The sequence below is a fragment of the Pseudomonas sp. S3_A09 genome (assembly GCF_054668065.1).
This window is the reverse complement of the sequence record NZ_CP162752.1, coordinates 4781754-4804557: the sequence shown is the minus strand read 5'-3', so window position 1 is coordinate 4804557 and position 22804 is coordinate 4781754. Positions and strand designations below refer to the sequence as shown.

The window sequence follows — 22804 nt, the reverse complement described above, 5'->3', positions numbered from 1 at the left end:
CTTTCAGCCGTAATAATTGTCGAACAATCCTGGCTTTCTCAGTTGCGACCCATTATCATCCAGCGCCTTCTCGCTACCCGTCGGGGTAGCTGTTTCAATGTGTCACCTGAGGCGCCCATGTACCGTTTTTCGTTTCACCGCCCCCTGATTGCACTCAGCCTGGGGCTTGCCGCTCCTGGCGTGTTCGCCGCGCTACAGCCCCTGGCCGAAGCGCCACTGGCCAGCGACACCGAGTTGCACTGCCACTTCAACCGTGACGCCAGTACCGACTGCACCACCACCTACCGCTATACGATCCTCAAGCCGAACGGCCGCGAAATGCTTTCGCGCATCGACTTCGATTACTCCGAGGGCGACACCTTCGAAGTGCTCAGCGCGCAGTCCACCCAGCCCGGCGCCAAGCCGGTGGCCCTGGATGCCACGCAAATCGACACCCGCACCGCGCCCAACCCGGACCAGGGTTTCAGCCGTGATAAGCAGACCTCCCTGGCCTTCCCCAACCTGCGCGTCGGCACGCAGATTCGCTACACCGTGCGCGAGCACCACGCCGCCAAGCCCTTGATGACCCAGTTTCATTACGTCCTCAAATTCGGCCCCAGCCCGGCGCGGCGCGACCGGTTCAAAGCGCGGTTTACGGCAGAGCGCCCCCTCCAGTGGCGCAGCGAACTGTTCGAGGGTTTCAACGTAAGCGTGTCGCAGAACGGCAAGACCCTGGACGTGGTGCAGAAGACCCCGACCTATCTCAACTACATCAACGAAGCGTCCAACGCCGCGTTGTTGCGCATCCCGCGTATCGAGGTGGGTAGCGCCCTGGAGCGCCAGGCGTACTTCGGTGGTTTCGCTCAAGCCTACAACCAGATCCTCGGTGCCAACCTGCCGCCGCAAAGTGCTGCAGCTGTAAAGGCCGTACGCGGTTTGGCGCCGGCGGAACAGGTGGCCGCGTTGATGCAGCACATCAACGATCACTACCGTTACCTGGGTGATTGGCGTGCGACCGAGCGCGGCTATGTGCCGTTCAACCTCGATGAAATCGAGCAGCACGGTTATGGCGACTGCAAGGACCTGGCAATCCTGCTGACCGCCTTGCTCAAAGCCACTGGCATCAAGGCCGAGACCGCCTGGGTCAGCCGTGGTGATGTGGTCGAATCGCTATTGATCCCCGGCACCCAGGCGCCGAACCACGCGATCGTGCGCGCCGAAGTGGACGGCCAGGTGTGGTGGCTCGACCCGACCAACCCGGTGTTTGCTCCCGGCCAAGTCATGCCCGACATCCAGGACCGTTGGGTGCTGGTCAACGACGCGCAGGGTCAAGTGCGCGAAGAACATATCCCCCTGGAACGTCCCGAAACCACCCTGCGCCTGGACAAACAGGTGCGCTACGACCAGCAAGGCGCCGGCACCACCCAGGCCACGATCACCTTCAGCCGCCTGCCGCTGATGCAACTGAGCGTCGCCGACCGCCAGCAAGGCAGCACCGCGACCGACCAGGACATCTGCGCCAACTTCGGCAACGAGATCAGCGACTGCCACATCACCCGCGCGGCCACCGGCTTTGTGGTGCATGACGGGTATACCGTCACGGCGCAGATGAATGACCAGCGGGCGCTGGAAAAGCTGGCGAATGACTATGTGTACAGCGATGAATCGCTCAAGGGTCGTTGGGATGGCTTTATCAACTATCGCCGACAAGGGCAGCAGGCCGAGCTGGATCTGGGTAATCCGCAAACCCATGACTACACCATCACCCTGAGCGGCGGGCAGATGGAAAAAACTATCCCTGGCTGCCAGGTGCGCTCGCCCTGGTACGACATGGATCTGGAGGGTTCACGACAGGCTGGCGGGTTGCGCTACCACTATCGCCTGAGCCAGAAGGTGCGATGGTTGGGCCATGACGAGATTGTCAGCACGGCGTTCGGGAAGATGATTGAGGATGCGCGGGCTTGCGCGGAGCAGGTGCATCAGGTGGTGAAACTCTAACGCGGCTACAGGGGTTCGCCGAGCAACAAACGTTGCTCGCGCGCACACAATTCCACCACGTAATCCCACAACACCCGCAACCGCACCGACTTGTGCAACTCCCGGCGCGAGCTGATCCAGTAGCTGCGCTGGATCCCCTCCCCCGGCAGCAACGGCACCAATTCCGGATCGCCCGAGGCCATGAAGCACGGCAACACTGCAATCCCCAACCCGGATCGCGCGGCCTGGTGCTGGGCGATCACACTGGTGCTGTGGAACACCACCTTGGGGTTGCGGCAGAAACTGCTGAGAAACTTGAGTTCCTGGCTGAACAGCAAGTCGTCCACGTAATCGATCCACGCATGTGCCGCGAGGTCTTCGCGCTTCTCAATCGGTGGGTTGCGGTCCAAATAAGTGCGGCTGGCGTAGAGGGCCAGGCGATAATCAGTGAGTTTGCGTGTGACCAGTTGATCGACACTTGGACGCTCAAGATGGATGCTGATTTCCGCTTCGCGGTTGAGGATGCTGACAAAGCGCGGCACCGCCACCAATTCCACTTCCAATCCGGGGTAGCGATCGAACAGCCCGCCCATGCGGCTGGCGAGGAACATCACGCCCAACCCTTCGGCCACCCCGAGGCGGATCTTGCCCAGAGGCGCGGCGGAGTGGGTCAGTTCGTCTTCGGCCAGCAGCGCGACATTTTCCATGGCTTCGGCATGCTTGAGCAGGGCTTCGCCGGCGGGGGTCAGCTCGTAGCCCTGGGCATGCTGCACAAACAGTGCGGTGCCGAGGCTCTTCTCGATGGCCTCGATGTGCCGGGCCACGGTGGCATGCGTGGTTTTCAGGCGTTGCGCGGCGGTGAGCAGGCGGCCGCTGCGCTGCAACTCGAGAAAGTACCGCAGATCGTTCCAGTCGAACATAACGCCTCCATTGCATGAGCCTCGGTTACGCTGTTTAAAAACGCACAGCAGCTGGGTAAAAACTAACATTTTTAAGACGAAAACTAACAACTAGGATGGAACCATAAGAAAAACAAGCGAGGCTTGCGATGCCCATTGCTACTGCTGAATACGATTACATCGTCGTAGGCGCCGGCCCCGCCGGCTGCCTGCTGGCCAATCGACTGTCCGCCAACCCTGCTCACCGGGTGCTGCTGCTTGAAGCCGGCGGCCGCGACAATTACCCCTGGATCCATATTCCCGTCGGCTACCTGTTCTGCATCGGCAACCCGCGCACCGACTGGTGCTTCAAGACCGAAGCCCAGGAAGGCCTGCAAGGCCGTGCGCTGAGTTACCCACGGGGCAAGGTGCTGGGCGGCTGCTCGTCCATCAACGGCATGATCTACATGCGCGGCCAGGCTCAGGATTACGACGGCTGGGCGGCAGAAGGCAACGCAGGTTGGGCTTGGAAAGACGTGCTGCCGCTGTTCAAGCAGAGCGAAAACCACTTTGCCGGCGGCTCGGAATTCCATAGCGACGGCGGTGAATGGCGCGTCGAACAGCAGCGCCTGCATTGGCCGATCCTGGATGCCTTTCGTGATGCGGCAGCGCAGAGTGGCATCGCCCCTGTCAACGACTTCAATCAGGGCGACAACGAAGGCTGCGGCTACTTCCAGGTCAACCAAAAGGCCGGCGTACGCTGGAACGCGGCCAAGGCGTTCCTAAAGCCGGTCCGCCAGCGCCCCAATCTGACGGTGTTGACCGACGTGGACGTAAACCGCGTGCTGCTGGAAAACGGTCGGGCCTCCCAGGTGATCGCGCGCCAACATGGCCAACAGGTGAGCTGGAAAGCGCGCAAGGAGATCGTGCTGTGCGCCGGCTCCGTCGGGTCGCCTGGCATCCTGCAGCGCTCGGGGATTGGCCCGTCCAATGTGCTTAAACCTTTGGGTATCGACGTACTGCATGAATTGCCGGGCGTCGGTGGCAACCTGCAAGACCACCTGCAACTTCGGCTCATCTACAAGCTGGAAAACGCCCGCACCCTCAACCAGATCGCGGGCACGCTGTGGGGCAAGATGGGCATGGGCCTGCGCTACCTGTACGACCGCAGCGGCCCGTTGTCGATGGCGCCCAGCCAACTCGGCGCGTTTGCCCGCTCGGGCCCGGAACAGACGTCGGCCAACCTCGAATACCATGTACAGCCGCTGTCGCTTGAGCGCTTTGGCGAACCGCTGCACGCATTTCCGGCGTTTACCGCATCTGTCTGCGACTTGCGCCCGCAAAGTCGCGGACGAATCGACATTCGCTCGGCCAACCCGGCGGACGCACCGCTTATCCGCCCTAACTACCTCAGTCATCCGGAAGACTTGCGGGTGGCCGCCGACGCGATTCGCCTGACACGCCGTATTGTTGCCGCACCCGCCCTGAGCCAGTTCAAACCGGTGGAATACCTGCCGGGCGATTCGCTGCAGTCCGAAGAGCAATTGCACGAAGCCGCCGCGCGTATCGGGACGACGATCTTCCACCCGGTCGGCACTTGCCGCATGGGCAGCGATAAAGACGCGGTGGTGGATGCTCAACTGCGGGTGCACGGGGTGCCCGGATTGCGCATCGCCGATGCGTCCGTCATGCCGCGCATCACGTCCGGCAACACCTGTTCGCCTACGCTGATGATCGCGGAGAAGGCCGCCCAGCTGATCCTTTCGCCGACTACAAGGAACCTTGCCCCCGAGAGAGAAATGACTGCACCCGCATGACCCGTAGGACAACCGGCGCTGAGGTTGGCGCCGACAGTGGAACAACAATAAATAATCACTGTGAGGGCTACCCGATGTCAGAACAAGCTCAACCCCTGGGCGCGGCGGTCAATACCGCCATCACCCGCAACGAATCCAAGAAGGTCATCTTCGCCTCGTCCCTGGGGACGGTGTTCGAGTGGTATGACTTTTTCCTCTACGGCGCCCTGGCGGCGGTGATCAGCAAGCAGTTCTTTGCCGGGGTCAACGACACCACGGCGTTCATTTTTGCCTTGATGGCCTTCGCGGCTGGCTTTGTGGTGCGCCCGTTCGGTGCACTAGTGTTTGGCCGCCTGGGCGACATGATCGGGCGCAAATACACCTTTTTGGTCACCATCATCCTGATGGGCGTGGCGACTTTCTGCGTCGGGCTGCTGCCGACCTACGCCAGTATCGGTATTGCGGCACCGATCATCCTGATCGTCCTGCGCATGCTGCAAGGCCTGGCGCTGGGCGGCGAATACGGCGGCGCGGCCACGTATGTGGCGGAGCATGCGCCTGCGGGCAAGCGTGGGTTCCACACCAGCTGGATTCAGTCCACCGCAACGCTCGGCCTGTTGCTGTCGTTGCTGGTAGTGCTGGCCTGCCGTTACTTCACCGGGGACCAGTTCGAAGTGTGGGGCTGGCGCATTCCGTTCCTGTTCTCCATCGTGCTGCTGGGTATTTCCACCTGGATCCGCATGAGCCTGCATGAGTCGCCGGCGTTCCTGAAAATGAAAGAGGAAGGCAAGGCCAGCAAGTCGCCGATCCGCGATTCATTCGGCAAATGGGAAAACCTCAAGATCGTGCTGATTGCCCTGTTCAGTATCAACGGCGGCCAGGCGGTGACTTTCTATGCGGCGCAGTTCTATGTGCTGTTCTTCCTCACGCAGTTCCTGAAAATGGACCCTGCCCTGGCCAACATGCTGCTGATCATCAGCGTGGTGATTGGCGCACCGTTTTTCATCTTCTTTGGCTGGCTGTCGGACAAAGTGGGACGCAAACCGGTGCTGATGCTCGGTCTGTTGCTGGCGACCGCACTGTACTTCCCGATCTTCAAGAGTCTGGCGCACTACACCAACCCGGCGATGGACCAGGCCAGCAACCAGGCACCGATCACCGTGCTGGCCGACCCGGCCACCTGCACCTTCCAGTTCGACCCGGTGGGCAAGGCGAAATTCGACAGCCCGTGCGACAAGGTCAAGACCTTCCTCGTCAAGCAGGGCCTGCCTTACAGCAGCGCCGCCGCTCCGGCCGGCAGCCCGGTACAGGTGAGCGTGGGCGACGTGCGGATCGAAGGGTTTGACGAAAAAGCCCTGCGCGGCGCCGTGACCCTCGCCGGCTACCCGTCTTCGGCGGATGTGGCCCAGGTCAACAAGACCATGGTGGTGGTACTGATCGTGGCGCTGATCCTGATCGCCGCGATGTGCTACGGCCCGCTGGCAGCGTTGATGGTGGAATTGTTCCCGACACGTATCCGCTACACCTCGATGTCCCTGCCTTACCACATCGGCAACGGCTGGTTTGGCGGGTTCCTGCCGACCGTATCGTTCGCCCTGGTGGTGTACACCGGCGATATTTTCTATGGCCTGTGGTACCCGGTGGTGGTGACCGGCGTGAGCCTGATTGTGGGAATGATCTGCCTCAAGGAAACGCGGCATGTGGATATCGATAAGAACTAACCCGGTCTCCTGAACACTGGAACACCCCTGTGGGAGCGGGCCTGCTCGCGAAGAGCGTGGATCAGTCGCAGAAAAGTTGACTGATCCACCGCCTTCGCGAGCAAGCCCGCTCCCACATTTGTTTTGTGATGACCACACAAATTGCTGTACATCCATACAGATAAAGGTTGATCAAAGCCCTCCGACTGAGCATCCTGCAAGGCATCAACCCGATCTGATGTGATGACCATGCGGCTGTACCTCTGTGAAAAACCCTCCCAGGCCAAGGATATCGCGGCCGTACTCGGCGCCAGTCGCCGGGGCGACGGCTGCTGGCTGGGCAATGGCGTCACGGTCACCTGGTGCATCGGCCACCTGCTGGAAACCGCCCCGCCCGACGCCTACGACGAGAAGTACAAGCGCTGGGTACTGGCCGACCTGCCGATCGTCCCGGAAAAATGGAAGATGCGCGTCAAACCCAAGACCGCCAACCAGTTCAAGGCCGTCAAGCGTTTACTGGGAGAGGCCCAGGAACTGGTGATCGCCACCGATGCCGACCGTGAAGGCGAGATGATCGCCCGTGAGCTGGTGGAGCATTGCCGCTATCGCGGACCGATCCAGCGGCTGTGGCTGTCGGCGCTGGACGACGCCTCCATCCGCAAAGCCCTGGCGGCCCTCAAGCCCGGCGCCGAGACCTTCAGCCTGTACCACTCGGCCCTGGGCCGTTCTCGCGCTGACTGGCTGATCGGCATGAACATGAGCCGCCTGTTTACCTTGCTTGGGCGCCAATCCGGCTACCAGGGCGTATTGCCCGTGGGACGGGTGCAAACGCCGACCTTGCGCCTGGTGGTGGACCGCGACCGCAGTATTGCCGATTTTGTACCGGTGGCTTACTGGGCCATCGATGTCGACCTGCAGCACGAGCGCATCACGTTCACCGCCCAATGGCGCGCGGCCGAGGATGCCTGTGATGACCAGGGCCGCTGCCTCGACCCGCAACTGGCGCGAGACGCCGCCGACGCCATGCGCAACGCCGCCACCGCGCGGCTGGTCAAGCTGCGCACCGAGCGCATGCGCGAAGTTGCCCCCCTGCCCTTCGACCTCGGCACCCTGCAGGAAATCTGCTCCAAGAAACTCGGCCTTGGCGCCCAGGAAACCCTGGATATTGCCCAGTCGCTGTATGAAACCCACAAAGTCATCACCTACCCACGCAGCGATTGCGGCTACCTGCCACTGAGCCAGCACAGCGAAGCGCCGAAGATTCTTGCTGCACTGGCGCGCGCCGATGCCGCGGTGAACGAACTGATGCCACATATCGAGACCCAGCGTCGCTCGCGGGCGTGGAATGACGCCAAGGTCAGCGCCCACCACGGCATCATCCCTACCGGTGCCGGCAAGGACGTGGGGCAACTCACCGGCAAGCACCGCGCGGTGTACACCTTGATTCGTGCACGCTACCTGGCGCAGTTCCTGCCCAACCATGAATACGACCGCACCCAGGCGGACTTCGATTGCGCGGGGCAAGCGTTGCGCGCGGTGGGTAAAGTGGTGATCGAACCCGGTTGGAAACGCGCGTTGCCAGAAGCCCTGGCGCCGGCAAAAGGGCGGGAAGCGCCAGCCCCACAAGCATTGCCGGCATTGGTGCAGGGCCAGGATTATGCGGTGGCCAAGGTCAACCTCAAGGACCTGTGGACCCAACCGCCCAAGCCCTTCACCGAAGGTGACCTTATCAAGGCGATGAAAAACGTCGCCAAGCTGGTGGAAGATCCGCTGCTCAAGCAAAAGCTCAAGGACACCACTGGCATCGGCACCGAGGCCACTCGCGCCGGCATCATCCAGGGGTTGCTGGACCGGGGTTACCTGGTGAAGAACGGCAAGGCGCTGTCGGCCACGCCGGCGGCGTTCAGCCTGATCGATGCAGTGCCCCGCGCGATTGCTGACCCGGGCACCACCGCGATCTGGGAGCAGGCGCTGGACATGGTGCAAAGCGGCGAAATGAGCCTGGAAGAATTCGTCGCCAAACAGGCGGCCTGGATGAGCAAGCAAGTCGCGCGCTGCAATGGCATGCGCATGACCATCACTGGCCCGGCCAGCCCGGCAGGTCGAGGCGCCACACCGTGGAAAAAGAAACGTAAAAGCGCGCCCCGCAAGACGGCGGCCAGCCCCAAGCGGGCGAAAAAACCGACAAATGCCGGTTAAACACCGAAAAAATCCGGCGAATGACGTTTTTCGACGGGTTTAACGCCGCTTTGGACCTTGCCGCGGCGTGGGCCGTCTAGGATTCTGTATGGGGACCCTGACCCACTAACAACAACACCGGAGTGGCCGCCATGAAAACCGTTGCACAAGTGCTCAAAGCCAAGGACCAGAAAAACCAGGAAGTCCATGTCATCAAACATGACCACACCGTGTTTGAAGCACTGGTGCGGATGTCGGAGAAAAACGTCGGCGCCTTGCCGGTCGTCCAGGATGGCGTGGTGGTAGGCATCATCAGCGAACGTGACTACGCACGAAAAATCATGCTCAAGGGGCTGTCGTCGGTCACCACAAAAGTCCATGAGGTGATGAGCTCTCCGGTGATCACCGTCGACACCCATAAAAAGGTCGATGAGTGCATGAACATCATGACCGACAGTCACCTGCGCCACCTGCCAGTGGTCGAAGACGGCAAACTGCTGGGGTTGCTCTCCATCGGTGACCTTGTAAAAGAAGCCATTGCCGACCAGGCCGACCTGATCAAACAGCTGGAGCAATACATCCGCGGCGAATAGGGGAACCCATGCTCGACACGCTGGAACATACAGAGGAGCACCTCGACACCCTGTACCGGGCCTTGGCGGAACGGCGTTTTCTGGTATTGACCGGTGCGGGGATCAGCACGTCGTCTGGTATTCCCGATTACCGCGACAGCGAAGGCGTGCGCCGGGGCAAGGCGCCGATGATGTACCAGGAATTCCTCGCCACTCCGCAGGCGCGGCGCCGTTACTGGGCGCGAGCAATGCTGGGGTGGCCGAGGGTACGCATCGCGCAACCGAACAAGGCGCACCTGGCGCTGGCGGCGCTGCAACAACGTGAGCGAATCAGCGGGTTGATCACCCAGAACGTCGACACCCTGCATGATCAAGCCGGCAGCCATGACGTGATCGAACTGCACGGCAGCCTGCACCGGGTGCTGTGCCTGGACTGCCAGTTGCGCAGCCAGCGTGATGCGATCCAGCGGCAGATGGAAATCGACAACCCCTACCTGGCGCACGTCCACGCGGTGCAAGCACCGGATGGCGACACCTTGCTCGATCCTGCGTTTGAAGAACACTTCCAGGTTCCCCGCTGCCCCCATTGCAATGGCGAGCGCCTGAAGCCGGATGTAGTGTTTTTTGGCGAAAACGTAGCCCCGGCGACAGCCGCCAGGGCGATGAATGCGGTAGAGCATGCCGAGGGTTTGCTGGTGGTGGGCTCGTCGCTGATGGCCTACTCGGCGTTTCGCCTGTGCAAAGCCATGGTCGAACAGGGCAAGCCGGTCATTGCCATCAACTTGGGCAAGACTCGAGGGGATGAGCTGTTGCACGTGAAGATCCAGGCGTCGTGCGAGCGGTTGTTGCCGCTGTTGACCGACCGTTTGCGGTAACCCGTACACCGCCAATCAAAACTGTAGGCGCTGGCTTGCGGGCTCCTACCGAGCTTTGTGTCGAATTCACTGGCTCGGCCCTACGACTCCCCCCTCCAGAAAATGACGCCCAAGTCACGTTTTCCTGCATTCTCCCGTCCTCACGGCGATTTATGTAGTGATAAAAAATAATCACTACATAATCGTTGACGTAACGTTTTTGTCCTTGCATTATCGAGACGTCTCCCGGATCGGGAGCGTTGGTAACAAGCGTTTTGAACAAGCTCGTCTGACCGCCGAGCTGTTTTTTCCGGATGTGCACTGCCCACAAGGCGGATTGATGAAGCTGACCGGACCGAGAGGCTCGGTACAAGGCGCTCAAATGCGGCTTGTCTTCGTTATGAAAGCATTGCGTAGCAGTTCATCAGCAAGACTACATGCATCAGGTTCAAGACCCTGCCCGTATTCGGCAGACAGTCGCTGACGCCCGGTTTTCTTAACCGGAGACAACTAAAGATGTTTTAACGAACCAACTGATAGATCGCCAACTGGTCAAGGGGCTTACACATGAATCTGAACAACCAACCAACTATCGAAGAATTGGCTGAGATGTTCGCAGCGCAGAAAGACACACTCGACGACCATATCCTGTGGATTGGCAAATCGGGCGAAGTCCAAATCGACTGCCTGGCGCCCCACACCGAAGAAGCCGAGTTCGACCGCAATAACCGTGAACTGGCAGCGCGTCTGAAAATGTACCGTCGTGGCCAGGGCTATGTCGGAAAGAAAGCCGCCGCCGATCGCAACTTCATCGAGCAGGTCTTCCACACACTTAATACCGAATGGCAGAACCTCAAAGGCCAATCGAACGTTAAAGTGATTGATAGATACTGCTGATAACAGCATTAAACAGTTAAGCCCGCTTGTTAGTGCAAGCGGGCTTTTTAATGCCTGTCTTATAACAATGCAGGAAACCGCCCCTTTGCCGCCTCATCCCGGAAAATATCAAACAACACCTGCGCCGCCGCCGACAGCTCATGCCCTGGCTTGGTCAGTACACCAATCGGCCGTTCGATCACCGGATCGCTCAAGGTGATGCAATGAGCGCCCGCCTCCTCCATTTGCCGTGCGCACAACGCGGGCACAGCGCTGACGCCCAAACCGCTGGCAACCATCTTGCCCACCGTCGCCAGTTGATGGCTTTCCAGGGCTACCGGCAGCTTCATGTGGAGAGCGCCCAGGTGTTCTTCCAGCATCACCCGCACTGTGGAAGGCCTTTGCAACGTGATGAACGGCTGTTCCAGCAAGGTGTTCCAATCGATTTCAGCACACTCTGCCAAAGGCGAATCACCAGGCACCACTGCGATGAAGCGATCAAGGTACAACGGCGTAAACGCCAGTGATGAACCTTCCGCAGGCTCGAACGCCACGCCCAACTCCACCTGCCGGTCGCGCACCATCTCCAGCACCTGCTCATTGATCAAGTCATGCACGGTCACATTCACTTGAGGGTAACGCGCGCGGAATGTCTTCAGGATCGGTGGCAGCAAATTGCCCGCAAACGATGGCATCGCCGCGACGGTCACTCGGCCACGCTGCAAGGTGAACCGCTGGCGCAGTTCGTCTTCAGCGTTGTCCCAGTCGGCAATCAGCCGGCGCGCCAGGGGCAGCAGGGACTCGCCCTCAGGCGTCAGGGCAACGTTGCGTGTATTGCGGCTGAATAAACGCCCGCCCAGCCCTTCTTCCAGGCCCTTGATGGTCAGGCTCAACGCCGATTGGGAAAGGTGCAGACGCTCGCAGGCGGCGGCAAAACTCAGGCTTTGGGCCACGGCGAGAAACGCGCGCATCTGTTTAACTGTCATGACGCGACTCCAAACGGTTCGGCGACTATGCTGTTTTTTAAATCAATCAACCTTAAAAAACAACTTAACAAATCAATCAGCCGGAGCAACACTCGGTTCATTGGCTGGCCCACAAACAATAAAAGAGGTGCATATGGCAGGTTTCGATAAACGCGTGGCGTCCTACGAGGAAGCACTGGCAGGCCTGGAAGACGGCATGACCGTACTCTCCGGCGGTTTTGGCCTGTGCGGCATTCCCGAAAACCTCATCGCCGAGATCAAGCGCAAAGGCACCCGCGACCTGACCGTGGTTTCCAACAACTGCGGCGTCGACGGTTTCGGCCTGGGCGTGCTGCTCGAAGAGAAGCAGATCAGCAAGGTGATCGCGTCCTACGTCGGCGAGAACGCGCTGTTCGAGAAGCAATTGCTCAGCGGCGAAATCGAAGTGGTGCTGACCCCCCAAGGCACCCTGGCCGAAAAAATGCGCGCTGGCGGCGCCGGCATCCCGGCCTTTTTCACCGCTACCGGCGTTGGCACGCCTGTGGCCGAAGGCAAGGAAACCCGCGAATTCAACGGTCGTCCCTACCTGATGGAAGAGTCCATCACCGGCGACTTCGCCATCGTCAAAGGCTGGAAAGCCGACCATTTCGGCAACGTCATCTATCGCCACACCGCCCAGAACTTCAACCCACTGGCCGCCACCGCCGGCAAGATCACCGTGGTCGAAGTGGAAGAAATCGTCGAACCGGGCGAGCTGGACCCGGCGCAGATCCACACCCCTGGCATCTACGTCGACCGGATCATCTGCGGCACGTTCGAGAAGCGCATCGAACAGCGCACCGTGCGCAAATAATCCGCCTCCAGCCCGAATAATAAGGACACCTAAAATGGCTCTTACCCGCGAACAAATGGCTCAACGCGTCGCCCGCGAAATGCAGGACGGCTTCTACGTCAACCTCGGTATAGGCATTCCGACCCTGGTGGCCAACTACATCCCCGAAGGCATGGAAGTGATGCTGCAATCGGAAAACGGCCTGCTCGGCATGGGTCCTTTTCCTACCGAAGAAACCATTGATGCCGACATGATCAACGCCGGCAAGCAGACCGTGACCGCTCGCATCGGTGCGTCGATCTTCTCCTCCGCCGAGTCCTTCGCGATGATCCGCGGCGGCCACGTCGACCTCACTGTACTTGGCGCGTTTGAAGTGGACGTACAAGGCAACATCGCGTCGTGGATGATCCCCGGCAAACTGGTCAAAGGCATGGGGGGCGCCATGGACCTGGTGGCCGGTGCAGAAAACATCATCGTGATCATGACCCACGCGTCCAAGGACGGTGAGTCAAAGTTGCTCAGCCAGTGCAGCCTGCCGCTGACCGGCGCCCACTGCATCAAGCGTGTATTGACCGACCTGGCCTACCTGGAAATCGAAAATGGCGCTTTTGTCCTCAAGGAACGCGCACCTGGCGTCAGCGTTGAAGAGATTGTGAGCAAGACCGCCGGTAAACTGATCGTCCCGGACCACGTTCCAGAAATGCACTTCCAGTGAGGACAGATTCCATGCAAGACGTCGTGATTGTTGCTGCCACCCGCACCGCCGTGGGCAGCTTCCAGGGTTCGCTGGCAAGCATTCCGGCTCCGGAACTGGGCGCCGCCGTGATCCGTCGCCTGTTGGAACAGACCGGCCTCGACCCGGCCCAAGTGGATGAAGTGATCCTCGGCCAGGTACTCACCGCCGGCAGCGGCCAGAACCCGGCACGCCAGGCCTCGATCCTCGCCGGCCTGCCCCACGCGGTGCCGAGCCTGACCTTGAACAAGGTCTGCGGCTCCGGCCTCAAGGCCCTGCACCTGGGTGCCCAGGCCATCCGTTGCGGTGACGCTGAAGTGATCATCGCCGGCGGTATGGAAAACATGAGCCTGGCCCCTTATGTACTGCCAGCCGCCCGCACCGGTTTGCGCATGGGCCACGCCAAAATGATCGACAGCATGATCATCGATGGCCTGTGGGATGCGTTCAACGACTACCACATGGGCATCACCGCCGAAAACCTGGTGGACAAGTACGGCATCAGCCGCGAAGCCCAGGACGCTTTCGCTGCGGCGTCCCAGCAGAAAGCCACTGCTGCTATCGAAGCGGGCCGCTTCGTCGATGAGATCACCCCGATCCTGATTCCCCAGCGCAAAGGCGACCCGGTGGCCTTCGCCGTGGATGAGCAGCCGCGCGCCGGCACCACTGCCGAGTCCCTGGCCAAACTGAAACCTGCGTTCAAGAAAGACGGCAGCGTCACCGCCGGCAACGCCTCCAGCCTCAACGACGGCGCCGCTGCAGTGCTGCTGATGAGCGCCGACAAGGCCAAGGCCCTCGGCTTGCCGGTACTGGCGCGCATCGCCAGCTACGCCAATGCGGGCGTAGACCCTGCCATCATGGGCATTGGCCCGGTATCGGCCACCCGCCGCTGCCTCGACAAAGCCGGCTGGAGCCTGGGCGACCTGGACCTGATCGAAGCCAACGAAGCCTTCGCCGCGCAATCCCTGGCGGTGGGCAAAGAGCTGGAGTGGGATGCAGAGAAGGTCAACGTCAACGGTGGTGCCATCGCCATCGGCCACCCGATCGGCGCATCAGGCTGCCGTGTGCTGGTGACGCTGTTGCACGAAATGATCAAGCGCGATGCCAAGAAAGGCCTGGCAACGCTGTGCATCGGTGGCGGCCAGGGTGTGGCCCTCGCTCTCGAACGCAGCTGATTCAAAGAGCAACATAGAAGAGGCCCGGTTCCACGAAAACCGGGCCTTTTCTTCTTCTCGATCCCCTGAAAGGACACGGTCAATGTGGGAGCTGGCTTGCCTGCGATGGCGGTCTACCTGTACCCGATGGTTAACCTGACCCACCGCTATCGCAGGCAAGCCAGCTCCCACATTTGACCTCCAATCGTCAGTCAGAACGCGGCACCGCAAACACCGCACTCGCCCGCGCCACCACCTTCTCCCCCACCTGCAGGCTCACCGTAGCAAACGCCATCTGCCGCCCCCGCTTGTGATGTTCCAAGCGCACCACAATCCACTCCCCCACCTGCACTGCACCCAGGTAATCCAAGGTCATGCTCGCGGTAATCAACGGCAACGGCGGCTCACTGGAAAACGCCATCGCATAACCCATGCCGATATCTGCGAGGGTCGCCAACACTCCGCCATGCACGGTGCCGCGTCCATTGGCGTGACGATTGTCGGCACGCAGGCCGATTTCCAATTGCAGTCCCTCCCCTCGGCAATATGCCGGGCCGAGCAGATCAAGCAAGGGACTGCTGCGCGGCAGTGAAACAAAGCCTTCTGGTACGACGTGAGTGATCATGACGGGCTCTTCCTTAGCATGAGGGTTGAGATGTACGCCTCGCCGGTACCAGCGGCCATGACCATCCATCATGCAAATCCCCCGTGATGCTTTGCGTTAATCCACCAGACCCGCTTTAATCGCCGCACCGCCCCCTTCAAGGAACTGCAATGCGCCACACGGACGGCAAATCCCACCCACTTCGTGGACCAATTTTGATGCTACTGGCCGGCCTGGCGCTGGTCGGCTGCTCGCCCAGTGACTCTTCGCGCGCGAGGGTGATCAACGGCGAACAAAGCCGTGCCGGCGCTCAATTGGCCTACGAACACGAACTGAGCCTGGCCCTGCCCGGCGCCCTGCTCGCACCGCGTATGCAGGCCACCCGCGAAGCCTGCGAAACCGCGCGCTTTGGCGCCTGCAATATCCTCGGCATCACCGAAAACGGCAGTGGCGGTCAGATCATCCTGCGCATCGCGCCCACCGGTGTTGAGCCGATGGTCGCGATGGCCGCTGAAGGTGGCACGCTCGGCCAGCGCATTACCACCGCCGAAGACCTGGCCGATGCCGTTGCCGATGTGCGCCGTCGCCAGGATCGGCTGCAATCCCAGCAACTGCGCCTCGACGAACTGGCCAAGCGCAAAGACATCACCGTCAGTGACCTGATTGCCTTGAGCAAGGAACAGGCGGGCATTGAAAACGAACTGCAGGAACTGGCGCAGGTCGCCGCCGGCCAGCAACGCCGACTCGACACTAACCGTGTGACCCTGAATTTCCGCTCCTCCGACGGTGCGAACCAGCAGTCACGGTTCAGCCGGATGTTCAACAACCTGGGCGACAACTTGGTGGAAGGCACCGCCGACGCCCTAGAGCGGTCAAGCTATGTGCTGCCGTTCGTGATCCTGGCATTCCCGGTGGTGTGGTTGTGGGTATGGCTGTGGCGGCGCTTTGTAGTGAGGAGCCGTCCTGTGGTGAGCGGGCAAGCCCGCTCACCACAGGAGCCCCGCTCGAACAAAAATTGATCAGCGTTTCAGGCAACGCTGATACCGCTCATCCACCCGTTTGGCGAACCAGGCGGTGGTGAGGTTGCGGGTGATCTTGGGACTCTTGAGCGCGATGCCCGGCAGGATCGCCCGTGGCATCGGCTTGCCCGCCGCCTTGTCGGCCAGGGCAAACACGCGTTTGTAGAGCGTGGTGTCCTCGAAATCCAGCTGCTCGCCCTGCTCCAACTGGCTGCGGATGCTGGGGTTGCGCATGTCCAGCTTGGCGCCCAATGAACGCACCGCCAGCTCAGTTGTGCCCGGCAGCAGTGAACCGTAGCGAATCAAATCTCCATCCAACGCCAACTCTTTGCCCGCCGCACGGCTGACGGCGGCCTGGAACGCGGCATTGCGACTGGCGTACCAGCCAGCATTGAAGTCGGCAAAGCGGTACAACGGCTGGTCATAGTTCACTGGGTAGCCGAGCAAATGCGCGATGCCAAAGTACATACCCCCCGGCGGGTAAAGACTTCGCGGCGAATGGTGCCGTCCACCGTGTAGGGATAACCCCGCGCCTGTTTTTGCGCAAAGTCGATACTCACCTGCATCGGGCCTGCGGTATGCACCGGGTTGAAACCACCAAACAGCGTATTGCCCAGGGGCACCATGCTGATGAAGTCATCAAAGATGGCGCTCAGGTCTTTCTCCGTGCGCGCGGCACTCAGGCGGTCAGCGTAGGTCTTGCCGGTGGGCGAGCGCAGTTGCAGTGCGCTGCGTACGACGAACGCCGGTACGTGGACTTTTCCGGCACGCCGCAGGATTTCATCCTGGGCGATCTTGCCCATGTTCGGTACCGGCGGGTCGACCTGAAAAGTGGATTCCTGCTCGGTAACCGCCAGCACGGCGCAGATGTTTTCTGTGCTGGGGTAGATTTTTTGGGTGTCGAAGGCGGTGTAGATATCCTCGGCCCAACCTTTGCGGTCAGGCACCTGGGCCGGCAGCAGGCGCACGATCTGCGCCTTCACCTCGGCCTCGCTGCGCTCCGGCTGTTGCGGGTTGCGCGTGGTAGAGCAACCGGCCAGCACCAGCAAAGTGGCAAGGCAGAGGAACAGGCGGCTTGAATACATTGGGCTTCCTTGGATGGCGACGGGCCAGGCGTTGCAGATATCGACCGGCAAGTCTAACCAGGGTTCGCCCACCTTGTGCACTCGCCAGTGACCCGTAAAACGTGACAGGATCGGTCATCGACCATTCGTACACGGAGTTTGAATGCCATGCTCAGCCTGAACTTCCTGATTACCTGCCTGATTGTCGTATTGATCCCCGGCACCGGTGTGATATTCACGGTGTCCACCGGCCTCACCGCCGGCAAGCGCGCCAGTGTATTCGCAGCGCTGGGCTGTACCGCCGGGATCATCCCGCATTTGCTCGCGTCGGTACTCGGCCTTTCCGCCCTGCTGCACACCAGCGCATTGGCGTTCGATATGCTCAAGTACGCAGGCGTTGCCTACCTGCTCTACGTGTCATACGCCACCTGGAGGGACCGCTCGGCCTTTGCGGTCAGCGAAACCCCTACGCTGTCCAGTGCACGAAGCCTGATGTTGCGCGGACTGTTGATGAACATTCTCAACCCTAAGCTGACGATTTTTTTCCTGGCCTTCCTGCCCCAGTTCGTCACGCCTGGCAGCACTGCGCCGGCCCTGCAAATGCTGGTGCTGAGTGCTGTCTTCATGGGGATGACGTTTGCGGTGTTCGTGGTGTATGGCCTGCTGGCCAATGTATTTCGCCGCGCAGTGATCGAATCGCCACGGGTTCAGAATTGGTTGCGGCGCAGCTTTGCGGCGGCCTTTGCGGGGCTGGGGTTGAACCTGGCGTTTGCGCAGCGCTGACACACCGAAAAAACGGTAGGCGCTGGTTTGCCAACGCCTACCGTGGGGATGGGCTTAGATCCCGGCCAGCGCCAGGTCCATCGCGAAGTAGGTGAAAATCAGGTCCGCACCTGCACGCTTGATCGATCCCAAGGTCTCGCGCACCACGCGATCCTCATCAATCGCACCCGCCTGGGCGCCGAACTTGATCATCGCGTATTCGCCGCTGACCTGATACGCCGCCACCGGCAGGCGCGAGGCTTCGCGGATGTCGCGGATGATGTCGAGGTAGGCACCGGCTGGCTTGACCATCAGCGCGTCCGCGCCTTCCTGCTCGTCCAGCAGCGACTCGCGCACCGCTTCACGGCGGTTCATCGGGTTCATCTGGTAGCTTTTGCGGTCGCCCTTGAGCGCGCTGCCCCCGGCTTCGCGGAACGGGCCGTATAGGGCCGAGGCGAATTTGGTCGAGTACGCCATGATCGGGATATGGGTGAAGCCCGCATCATCCAACGCGCGGCGGATCGCCTGGACCTGGCCGTCCATCGCTGCCGAAGGCGCAATAACGTCAGCACCGGCGCGGGCGGCAGCCACGGCTTGCTTGCCGAGGTTGACCAGGGTTGCATCGTTGTCGACATGGGCACCGTGCATCACACCACAGTGGCCGTGGTCGGTGTATTCACAGAAGCAGGTGTCGGACATCACGATCATTTCCGGCACGGCGTCCTTGATGATCGAGGACATGCGCGAGACCAGGCCACGCTCCTTCCAGGTGTCGCTGCCGCTGGCATCCAGGTGATGTGACACGCCAAAGGTCATGACCGACTTGATGCCGGCACGGGCATAGCGTTCGACTTCACCGGCCAGTTTTTTCTCAGGGATGCGCAATACACCGGGCATGCTGGTGATGGGCACGAAGTCGTCGATTTCTTCTTCGACGAAGATCGGCAACACCAGGTCGTTGAGGGTGAATTCACTTTCCTGAAACAAACCACGCAGCTCCGGAGAGCGGCGCAGGCGGCGTGGGCGGGCTTGGGGGAACTGGCTGGTCATGGCTTTCCTATCAGAAGGCAGAAATCTTTGGGGCGAAAGCTTATGCCCCTTCGCCCCGGCAGCACAAACGCCGAGGGGCCAATAGTGTATTGCGCCGCCCGTAACAATTCATTGATCTAGAGCTGCAGTCGCCCTTCGATACAGACGGCCACCGCGCCGCCAACCCAGATTTCATCGCCCTGACGCTCGACGCGAATCCGCCCCGCCCGTCCAATGGCCGTGCCCTGGCTGACCACATAACACTCAGGCGCCAGGCCCTCGGCCAGCAGCCATTGGGCGACGCCAGCGTTCAGGCTGCCGGTGGCCGGGTCCTCCGGGGCGCCATCACCCGCGATGAAGGCGCGGACCTCAAACTGCGCGTCCACATCGTCGTGAGCAGGGTCGCACGGTGCAATCACCCCCACTGCCAAACCGAGCAGTTGCGAATAGTCCGGTTGTAGAGCCAGTACCTGATTGCGGTCAGCCAGCATCACCGCCAGCCAGCCCGCGCCGTTGTCGACCCATTGGCTGCGCACGATGGCCTCGGGTGCAAGGCCCAGCGCCAAGCGCACGCGTTCAACCAACGAGGCCTCCAGCGGCCCGGAGCGCAATAACGGTGGCGCGATAAATGCCAGTTCTTCGCCCTGGCGACGGATACGCACCAGGCCGATTTCGCACTCCTGGATGATCTCCTCGCCTTTTGAGACCCCGCCGGCCTGCAGCCACGCGTAGCAACTGCCCAGCGTCGGGTGCCCGGCGAACGGCAGCTCCGTCAAGGTGGTGAAAATTCGCACCCGATAGTCAGCCCTTGGATCACGCGGTGTCAGCAAAAACGTGGTTTCACTGAGGTTGGTCCAATTGGCGAAGTCCGCCATCTGCTGGTCAGTCAGGCTGTCTGCACCGAACACCACCGCCAGCGGGTTGCCTTTGAGCGCCACACGGCTGAAGACGTCCAGCTGTTTGAAATCGAAAGTCGGCATGCTTTAACTCGGAATATTGAGGCCACGGATCACTGCCGGCCGTGCGACGAAACCGTCCAGCGCGCGCAGCACGTTAGGAAAGTCGGCAATGCCCACGAGGTCACCGGACTCGTAGAAGCCGATCAGGTTGCGGATCCACGGGAAGGTCGCGATATCGGCGATGCTGTACTCGTCGCCCATGATCCAGGTCCGGCCCAGCAGGCGTTTCTCCAGCACGTCGAGCAAACGCCGGGATTCGGTGGCGTAACGATCGCGGGGACGCTTGTCTTCGTAGGCCTTGCCGGCGAATTTGTTGAAAAAACCCAACTGGCCAAACATCGGGCCGATACCGCCCATTTGGAACATCAGCCATTGGATCGTTTCATAGCGGGTGGCCGGGTCTTCGGGGAGCAGTTGGCTGGTTTTTTCCGCCAGGTAGATCAGGATCGCGCCGGACTCGAACAGCGCCAGTGGCGAACCGCCGGGGCCATTGGGGTCGATGATCGCGGGGATCTTGTTGTTGGGGTTCAGGGACAGGAACTCGGGAGACAACTGGTCCTGTGTCTCGAAGCTGACTTTGTGCGCTTCATAGGGCAGGCCCAGCTCTTCGAGCATGATTGAGACTTTCACTCCGTTGGGCGTCGGCAGTGAATAGAGTTGCAAGCGCTCGGGATGCTGAGCAGGCCATTTGCTGTTGATCGGGAAAGCGGCGAGTGGGTTCATCGCAAGTACCTGGGCAGAAAGCAACCATGATAGTCATCTACCACGCGTCCTGCATGAGTCATCAATGCGCAATAACTGCTGGCTATTATCCCGTTTGGGCGAACCAATAGGCCCGCGGGCACTCTCAAGTACGCTCAAACAGTGAATGGAGGCAACGCGTTATATCGACAGGGAACACCGCAGGACGCCGGATGCGTTACTGGGGCCGGGCTTGTCCGCCTTAACCCGATGCACTGAAGACTCGACACTAATGACCATCAAGCCTTTGTGCCTTGCGCGACATGTGAAACGATATTCATACATCATGTTGCCGCTGTTATTGGTTGGCGGCGCTCTCGGCCTGACCCTGGAATCGCGCATCAGCAGCGCCGAACCCGTGGATGGCGTGCAAACCCTGGTGTTCCTGCGCCATGGTGAAAAACCCGCCGGGGGCCTGGGGCAACTCAATTGCCAGGGCCTCAACCGGGCAATGAACCTGGCCACGGTATTGCCAGACAAATTCGGCAAGGCCGATTTCGTCTTCGCCGCCAACCCGACACGCAATGTGGAAGAAGGCGAGCTGGACAATTCCTACAGCTATATTCGACCGCTGATGACCATCAGCCCCAGCGCCATCAAGCTGGGCCTGCCGGTGAACATCAAGTTTTCCGCGAATGACACCAGCGCCCTCGCCGACGAGCTGGTGGAAGACAAGTACCACAACGCCACCATCTACACCGCATGGTCCCACGGCTACCTGCCGGAGCTGATCAACAAGGTGGCCAGTGAAGCGTCGGGCGAAAAACACACCATCACCGACGACTGGTCCGGCAGCGACTACGACACGCTGTATGTACTGACGCTGACCTGGCACAACGGCAAGGCCTCCTTGCTGAGCCGCAACTACAAGCAAGGCTTGAACGACGGCGCCGAAGGGTGCCCGGCACCGACACAAGTGAGTGCCGATAGCTGACAGCGTATGATGCGTCGCTATTGACTCACCTGCGGACTCACACCATGCCCAACGTCACTTCATCCCAGCCCAACCGAGGCTGGTCTTTCTGGTGGAAACCAGCGCTGTTCCTGCTGATTGCCTGTGTTGGCCTCTACTACGTGAAGTGGTCGCCCTACTACCTCAAGGCCTTCGTGGCCGCCGACAACCACAGCATCGGCGCTTCGATCCTCAACGATCAGCAAAGCGCGCCACTGGCCGCTGCGCTGGCCTATGCCCAAGTGTATTTCCTCGCGATCTGGAAGGCCGCCGTGCTGGCGGTGATCCTCGGTTCGCTGTTGCAAGTGCTGATACCCCGCGATTGGCTGCTGCGCCTGTTTGGCCGTGCCGGACTCGGGTCTACCTTGCGCGGCGGGCTGTTTGCCTTGCCGGGGATGATGTGCAGCTGCTGCGCGGCACCGGTTGCGGCAGGCATGCGCCGCCAGCAGGTGTCCGTGGGCGCGGCGCTGGCCTTCTGGATCGCCAACCCGGTACTCAACCCTGCCACCCTGGTATTCATGGGCTTTGTGCTGGGCTGGGGCTTTACCGCGTTACGCTTGGTGGCAGGCATTGTGCTGGTGGTGGGTGTGTCGCTGGTGGCGCAGCGCATTTCGCGGCCGGATCAGGTTCCTGAGCCAGCGCTGGAGGCGATGGCCGAAGTCAGCGTTGTCGAGTCCCAACCCTTCCTGAGCCGCTGGCTGCGCACCCTGTGGCAACTGTTCTGGAGCACCATCCCGGTCTACATCCTGGCGGTGCTGATCCTGGGCGCGGCGCGGGTGTGGCTGTTCCCGCATGTGGATGGGGCCATGACCAACAGCCTGGTGTGGCTGGTGCCGTTGGCGATTGTCGGCACGTTGTTCGTGATTCCTACGGCGGCAGAGATACCTATCGTACAAACCATGATGGCCCTGGGCATGGGCACCGGCCCGGCCGTGGCCCTGTTGATGACCTTGCCCAGTGTGAGCCTGCCGTCACTGCTGATGCTGCGAAAGGACTTTGATGCGCGAGTGCTGGCAACGGTTGCCGGATTGACCATGCTGGTGGGAGTGGTGTGTGGGTTGATCGGAGCGGTGCTTCTTTAGGTTTTGGATGAGCTTCAGGCGCTCATCGAAGGCACGCCAGCTTGCACGTTTGACGGTGTTCACACACCAGCCTGTGGGTGCCGGCGTGCCTGCGATGG

The 22804-nt window shown here is 60.9% G+C and carries 20 protein-coding genes and 1 pseudogene; 14 read left to right on the top strand and 7 right to left on the bottom strand.

Annotated features, from left to right (window positions below; all coding sequences use genetic code 11):
* Positions 1–117: 117 nt before the first annotated feature.
* A complete protein-coding gene (locus AB4N92_RS22620) occupies positions 118–1977 on the top strand; it encodes a DUF3857 domain-containing transglutaminase family protein (RefSeq protein ID WP_010211309.1) in 1860 nt (619 codons plus the stop codon).
* 5 nt (positions 1978–1982) lie between these two features.
* Here AB4N92_RS22620 and AB4N92_RS22615 read toward each other — a convergent pair whose 3' ends face one another.
* Positions 1983–2876, bottom strand: a complete 894-nt coding sequence (locus tag AB4N92_RS22615) for a LysR family transcriptional regulator (RefSeq protein WP_010211310.1) — start codon at positions 2874–2876, stop codon at positions 1983–1985.
* Between the two features lie 128 nt (positions 2877–3004).
* On the opposite strand from AB4N92_RS22615, the gene AB4N92_RS22610 reads away from it, so the two are divergent.
* The 6 genes from AB4N92_RS22610 (at position 3005) to AB4N92_RS22585 (ending at position 10831) form a co-directional block, all read left to right on the top strand.
* On the top strand, positions 3005–4651 hold the full coding sequence (locus AB4N92_RS22610) for a GMC family oxidoreductase (RefSeq protein WP_010211311.1): 1647 nt from the start codon (positions 3005–3007) through the stop codon (positions 4649–4651).
* Between the two features lie 74 nt (positions 4652–4725).
* Positions 4726–6351 (top strand): MFS transporter, encoded by a 1626-nt coding sequence (locus AB4N92_RS22605; RefSeq protein ID WP_010211312.1) that lies wholly within the window; start codon positions 4726–4728, stop codon positions 6349–6351.
* Positions 6352–6579: 228 nt separating this feature from the next.
* Positions 6580–8529 carry a DNA topoisomerase III gene (locus AB4N92_RS22600; RefSeq protein WP_031291485.1) on the top strand — a complete coding sequence of 650 codons (1950 nt, stop codon included), beginning with the start codon at positions 6580–6582 and terminating at the stop codon, positions 8527–8529.
* 131 nt (positions 8530–8660) lie between these two features.
* Positions 8661–9101, top strand: coding sequence for a CBS domain-containing protein (locus AB4N92_RS22595; protein WP_016977364.1), 441 nt, complete (start codon positions 8661–8663; stop codon positions 9099–9101).
* A gap of 8 nt (positions 9102–9109) precedes the next feature.
* Positions 9110–9955, top strand: coding sequence for an NAD-dependent protein deacetylase (locus tag AB4N92_RS22590; protein WP_042571486.1), 846 nt, complete (start codon positions 9110–9112; stop codon positions 9953–9955).
* Between the two features lie 546 nt (positions 9956–10501).
* Entirely contained in the window at positions 10502–10831 is a 330-nt protein-coding gene (locus tag AB4N92_RS22585) for a hypothetical protein (RefSeq protein WP_010211317.1), read from the top strand.
* Positions 10832–10890: 59 nt separating this feature from the next.
* On the opposite strand, the gene AB4N92_RS22580 is transcribed toward AB4N92_RS22585, so the two are convergent.
* Positions 10891–11796 carry a LysR family transcriptional regulator gene (locus tag AB4N92_RS22580; RefSeq protein WP_069672706.1) on the bottom strand — a complete coding sequence of 302 codons (906 nt, stop codon included), beginning with the start codon at positions 11794–11796 and terminating at the stop codon, positions 10891–10893.
* A gap of 133 nt (positions 11797–11929) precedes the next feature.
* Here AB4N92_RS22580 and AB4N92_RS22575 point away from each other — a divergent pair, with 133 nt between their 5' ends.
* Genes AB4N92_RS22575 through AB4N92_RS22565 form a run of 3 tightly spaced genes read left to right on the top strand, consistent with a single transcriptional unit; the run spans position 11930 to position 14515 of the window.
* Positions 11930–12628, top strand: a complete 699-nt coding sequence (locus tag AB4N92_RS22575) for a CoA transferase subunit A (protein ID WP_010211319.1) — start codon at positions 11930–11932, stop codon at positions 12626–12628.
* Between the two features lie 34 nt (positions 12629–12662).
* A complete protein-coding gene (locus AB4N92_RS22570; protein ID WP_010211320.1) occupies positions 12663–13322 on the top strand; it encodes a CoA transferase subunit B in 660 nt (219 codons plus the stop codon).
* A gap of 11 nt (positions 13323–13333) precedes the next feature.
* Positions 13334–14515, top strand: a complete 1182-nt coding sequence (locus AB4N92_RS22565; RefSeq protein WP_106120010.1) for an acetyl-CoA C-acetyltransferase — start codon at positions 13334–13336, stop codon at positions 14513–14515.
* Positions 14516–14702: 187 nt separating this feature from the next.
* On the opposite strand, the gene AB4N92_RS22560 is transcribed toward AB4N92_RS22565, so the two are convergent.
* Entirely contained in the window at positions 14703–15119 is a 417-nt protein-coding gene (locus AB4N92_RS22560) for a PaaI family thioesterase (RefSeq protein ID WP_047542796.1), read from the bottom strand.
* Between the two features lie 149 nt (positions 15120–15268).
* On the opposite strand from AB4N92_RS22560, the gene AB4N92_RS22555 reads away from it, so the two are divergent.
* Complete coding sequence (locus AB4N92_RS22555) at positions 15269–16117, top strand: DUF4349 domain-containing protein (RefSeq protein WP_069672707.1); 849 nt, start codon at positions 15269–15271, stop codon at positions 16115–16117.
* Here AB4N92_RS22555 and AB4N92_RS22550 read toward each other — a convergent pair.
* A pseudogene (locus AB4N92_RS22550) lies at positions 16118–17202 on the bottom strand (DUF1615 domain-containing protein).
* Positions 17203–17349: 147 nt separating this feature from the next.
* On the opposite strand from AB4N92_RS22550, the gene AB4N92_RS22545 reads away from it, so the two are divergent.
* The gene (locus AB4N92_RS22545; RefSeq protein ID WP_010211325.1) at positions 17350–17964 is read left to right on the top strand and encodes a LysE family translocator; all 615 of its coding nucleotides are present in this window, start codon (positions 17350–17352) and stop codon (positions 17962–17964) included.
* A gap of 54 nt (positions 17965–18018) precedes the next feature.
* Here AB4N92_RS22545 and hemB read toward each other — a convergent pair whose 3' ends face one another.
* The 3 genes from hemB to AB4N92_RS22530 all read right to left on the bottom strand — a co-directional run bounded on the left by hemB (position 18019) and on the right by AB4N92_RS22530 (position 20654).
* A complete protein-coding gene (hemB, locus tag AB4N92_RS22540) occupies positions 18019–18993 on the bottom strand; it encodes a porphobilinogen synthase (protein ID WP_010211326.1) in 975 nt (324 codons plus the stop codon).
* 116 nt (positions 18994–19109) lie between these two features.
* Positions 19110–19952 carry a PhzF family phenazine biosynthesis protein gene (locus AB4N92_RS22535; RefSeq protein ID WP_044286961.1) on the bottom strand — a complete coding sequence of 281 codons (843 nt, stop codon included), beginning with the start codon at positions 19950–19952 and terminating at the stop codon, positions 19110–19112.
* A gap of 3 nt (positions 19953–19955) precedes the next feature.
* Positions 19956–20654 carry a glutathione S-transferase N-terminal domain-containing protein gene (locus AB4N92_RS22530; protein ID WP_236266795.1) on the bottom strand — a complete coding sequence of 233 codons (699 nt, stop codon included), beginning with the start codon at positions 20652–20654 and terminating at the stop codon, positions 19956–19958.
* A gap of 250 nt (positions 20655–20904) precedes the next feature.
* On the opposite strand from AB4N92_RS22530, the gene AB4N92_RS22525 reads away from it, so the two are divergent.
* Positions 20905–21606: a histidine phosphatase family protein gene (locus AB4N92_RS22525; RefSeq protein ID WP_236266796.1), complete on the top strand. Its 702-nt coding sequence runs from the start codon at positions 20905–20907 to the stop codon at positions 21604–21606.
* 44 nt (positions 21607–21650) lie between these two features.
* Positions 21651–22706 (top strand): permease, encoded by a 1056-nt coding sequence (locus tag AB4N92_RS22520; protein WP_010211330.1) that lies wholly within the window; start codon positions 21651–21653, stop codon positions 22704–22706.
* The last annotated feature ends 98 nt before the right edge of the window (positions 22707–22804 follow it).

Bases quoted from the DNA above. Each gene is read 5' to 3' on its own strand.
- AB4N92_RS22605 (WP_010211312.1), top strand. From the start codon at position 4,726: ATGTCAGAACAAGCTCAACCCCTGGGCGCGGCGGTCAATACCGCCATC.
- AB4N92_RS22585 (WP_010211317.1), top strand. From the start codon at position 10,502: ATGAATCTGAACAACCAACCAACTATCGAAGAATTGGCTGAGATGTTC.
- AB4N92_RS22600 (WP_031291485.1), top strand. From the start codon at position 6,580: ATGCGGCTGTACCTCTGTGAAAAACCCTCCCAGGCCAAGGATATCGCG.
- AB4N92_RS22595 (WP_016977364.1), top strand. From the start codon at position 8,661: ATGAAAACCGTTGCACAAGTGCTCAAAGCCAAGGACCAGAAAAACCAG.
- AB4N92_RS22590 (WP_042571486.1), top strand. From the start codon at position 9,110: ATGCTCGACACGCTGGAACATACAGAGGAGCACCTCGACACCCTGTAC.
- AB4N92_RS22560 (WP_047542796.1), bottom strand. From the start codon at position 15,119: ATGATCACTCACGTCGTACCAGAAGGCTTTGTTTCACTGCCGCGCAGC.
- AB4N92_RS22520 (WP_010211330.1), top strand. From the start codon at position 21,651: ATGCCCAACGTCACTTCATCCCAGCCCAACCGAGGCTGGTCTTTCTGG.
- AB4N92_RS22615 (WP_010211310.1), bottom strand. From the start codon at position 2,876: ATGTTCGACTGGAACGATCTGCGGTACTTTCTCGAGTTGCAGCGCAGC.
- hemB (WP_010211326.1), bottom strand. From the start codon at position 18,993: ATGACCAGCCAGTTCCCCCAAGCCCGCCCACGCCGCCTGCGCCGCTCT.
- AB4N92_RS22580 (WP_069672706.1), bottom strand. From the start codon at position 11,796: ATGACAGTTAAACAGATGCGCGCGTTTCTCGCCGTGGCCCAAAGCCTG.
- AB4N92_RS22535 (WP_044286961.1), bottom strand. From the start codon at position 19,952: ATGCCGACTTTCGATTTCAAACAGCTGGACGTCTTCAGCCGTGTGGCG.
- AB4N92_RS22530 (WP_236266795.1), bottom strand. From the start codon at position 20,654: ATGAACCCACTCGCCGCTTTCCCGATCAACAGCAAATGGCCTGCTCAG.
- AB4N92_RS22575 (WP_010211319.1), top strand. From the start codon at position 11,930: ATGGCAGGTTTCGATAAACGCGTGGCGTCCTACGAGGAAGCACTGGCA.
- AB4N92_RS22555 (WP_069672707.1), top strand. From the start codon at position 15,269: ATGCGCCACACGGACGGCAAATCCCACCCACTTCGTGGACCAATTTTG.
- AB4N92_RS22570 (WP_010211320.1), top strand. From the start codon at position 12,663: ATGGCTCTTACCCGCGAACAAATGGCTCAACGCGTCGCCCGCGAAATG.
- AB4N92_RS22620 (WP_010211309.1), top strand. From the start codon at position 118: ATGTACCGTTTTTCGTTTCACCGCCCCCTGATTGCACTCAGCCTGGGG.
- AB4N92_RS22525 (WP_236266796.1), top strand. From the start codon at position 20,905: ATGACCATCAAGCCTTTGTGCCTTGCGCGACATGTGAAACGATATTCA.
- AB4N92_RS22565 (WP_106120010.1), top strand. From the start codon at position 13,334: ATGCAAGACGTCGTGATTGTTGCTGCCACCCGCACCGCCGTGGGCAGC.
- AB4N92_RS22545 (WP_010211325.1), top strand. From the start codon at position 17,350: ATGCTCAGCCTGAACTTCCTGATTACCTGCCTGATTGTCGTATTGATC.
- AB4N92_RS22610 (WP_010211311.1), top strand. From the start codon at position 3,005: ATGCCCATTGCTACTGCTGAATACGATTACATCGTCGTAGGCGCCGGC.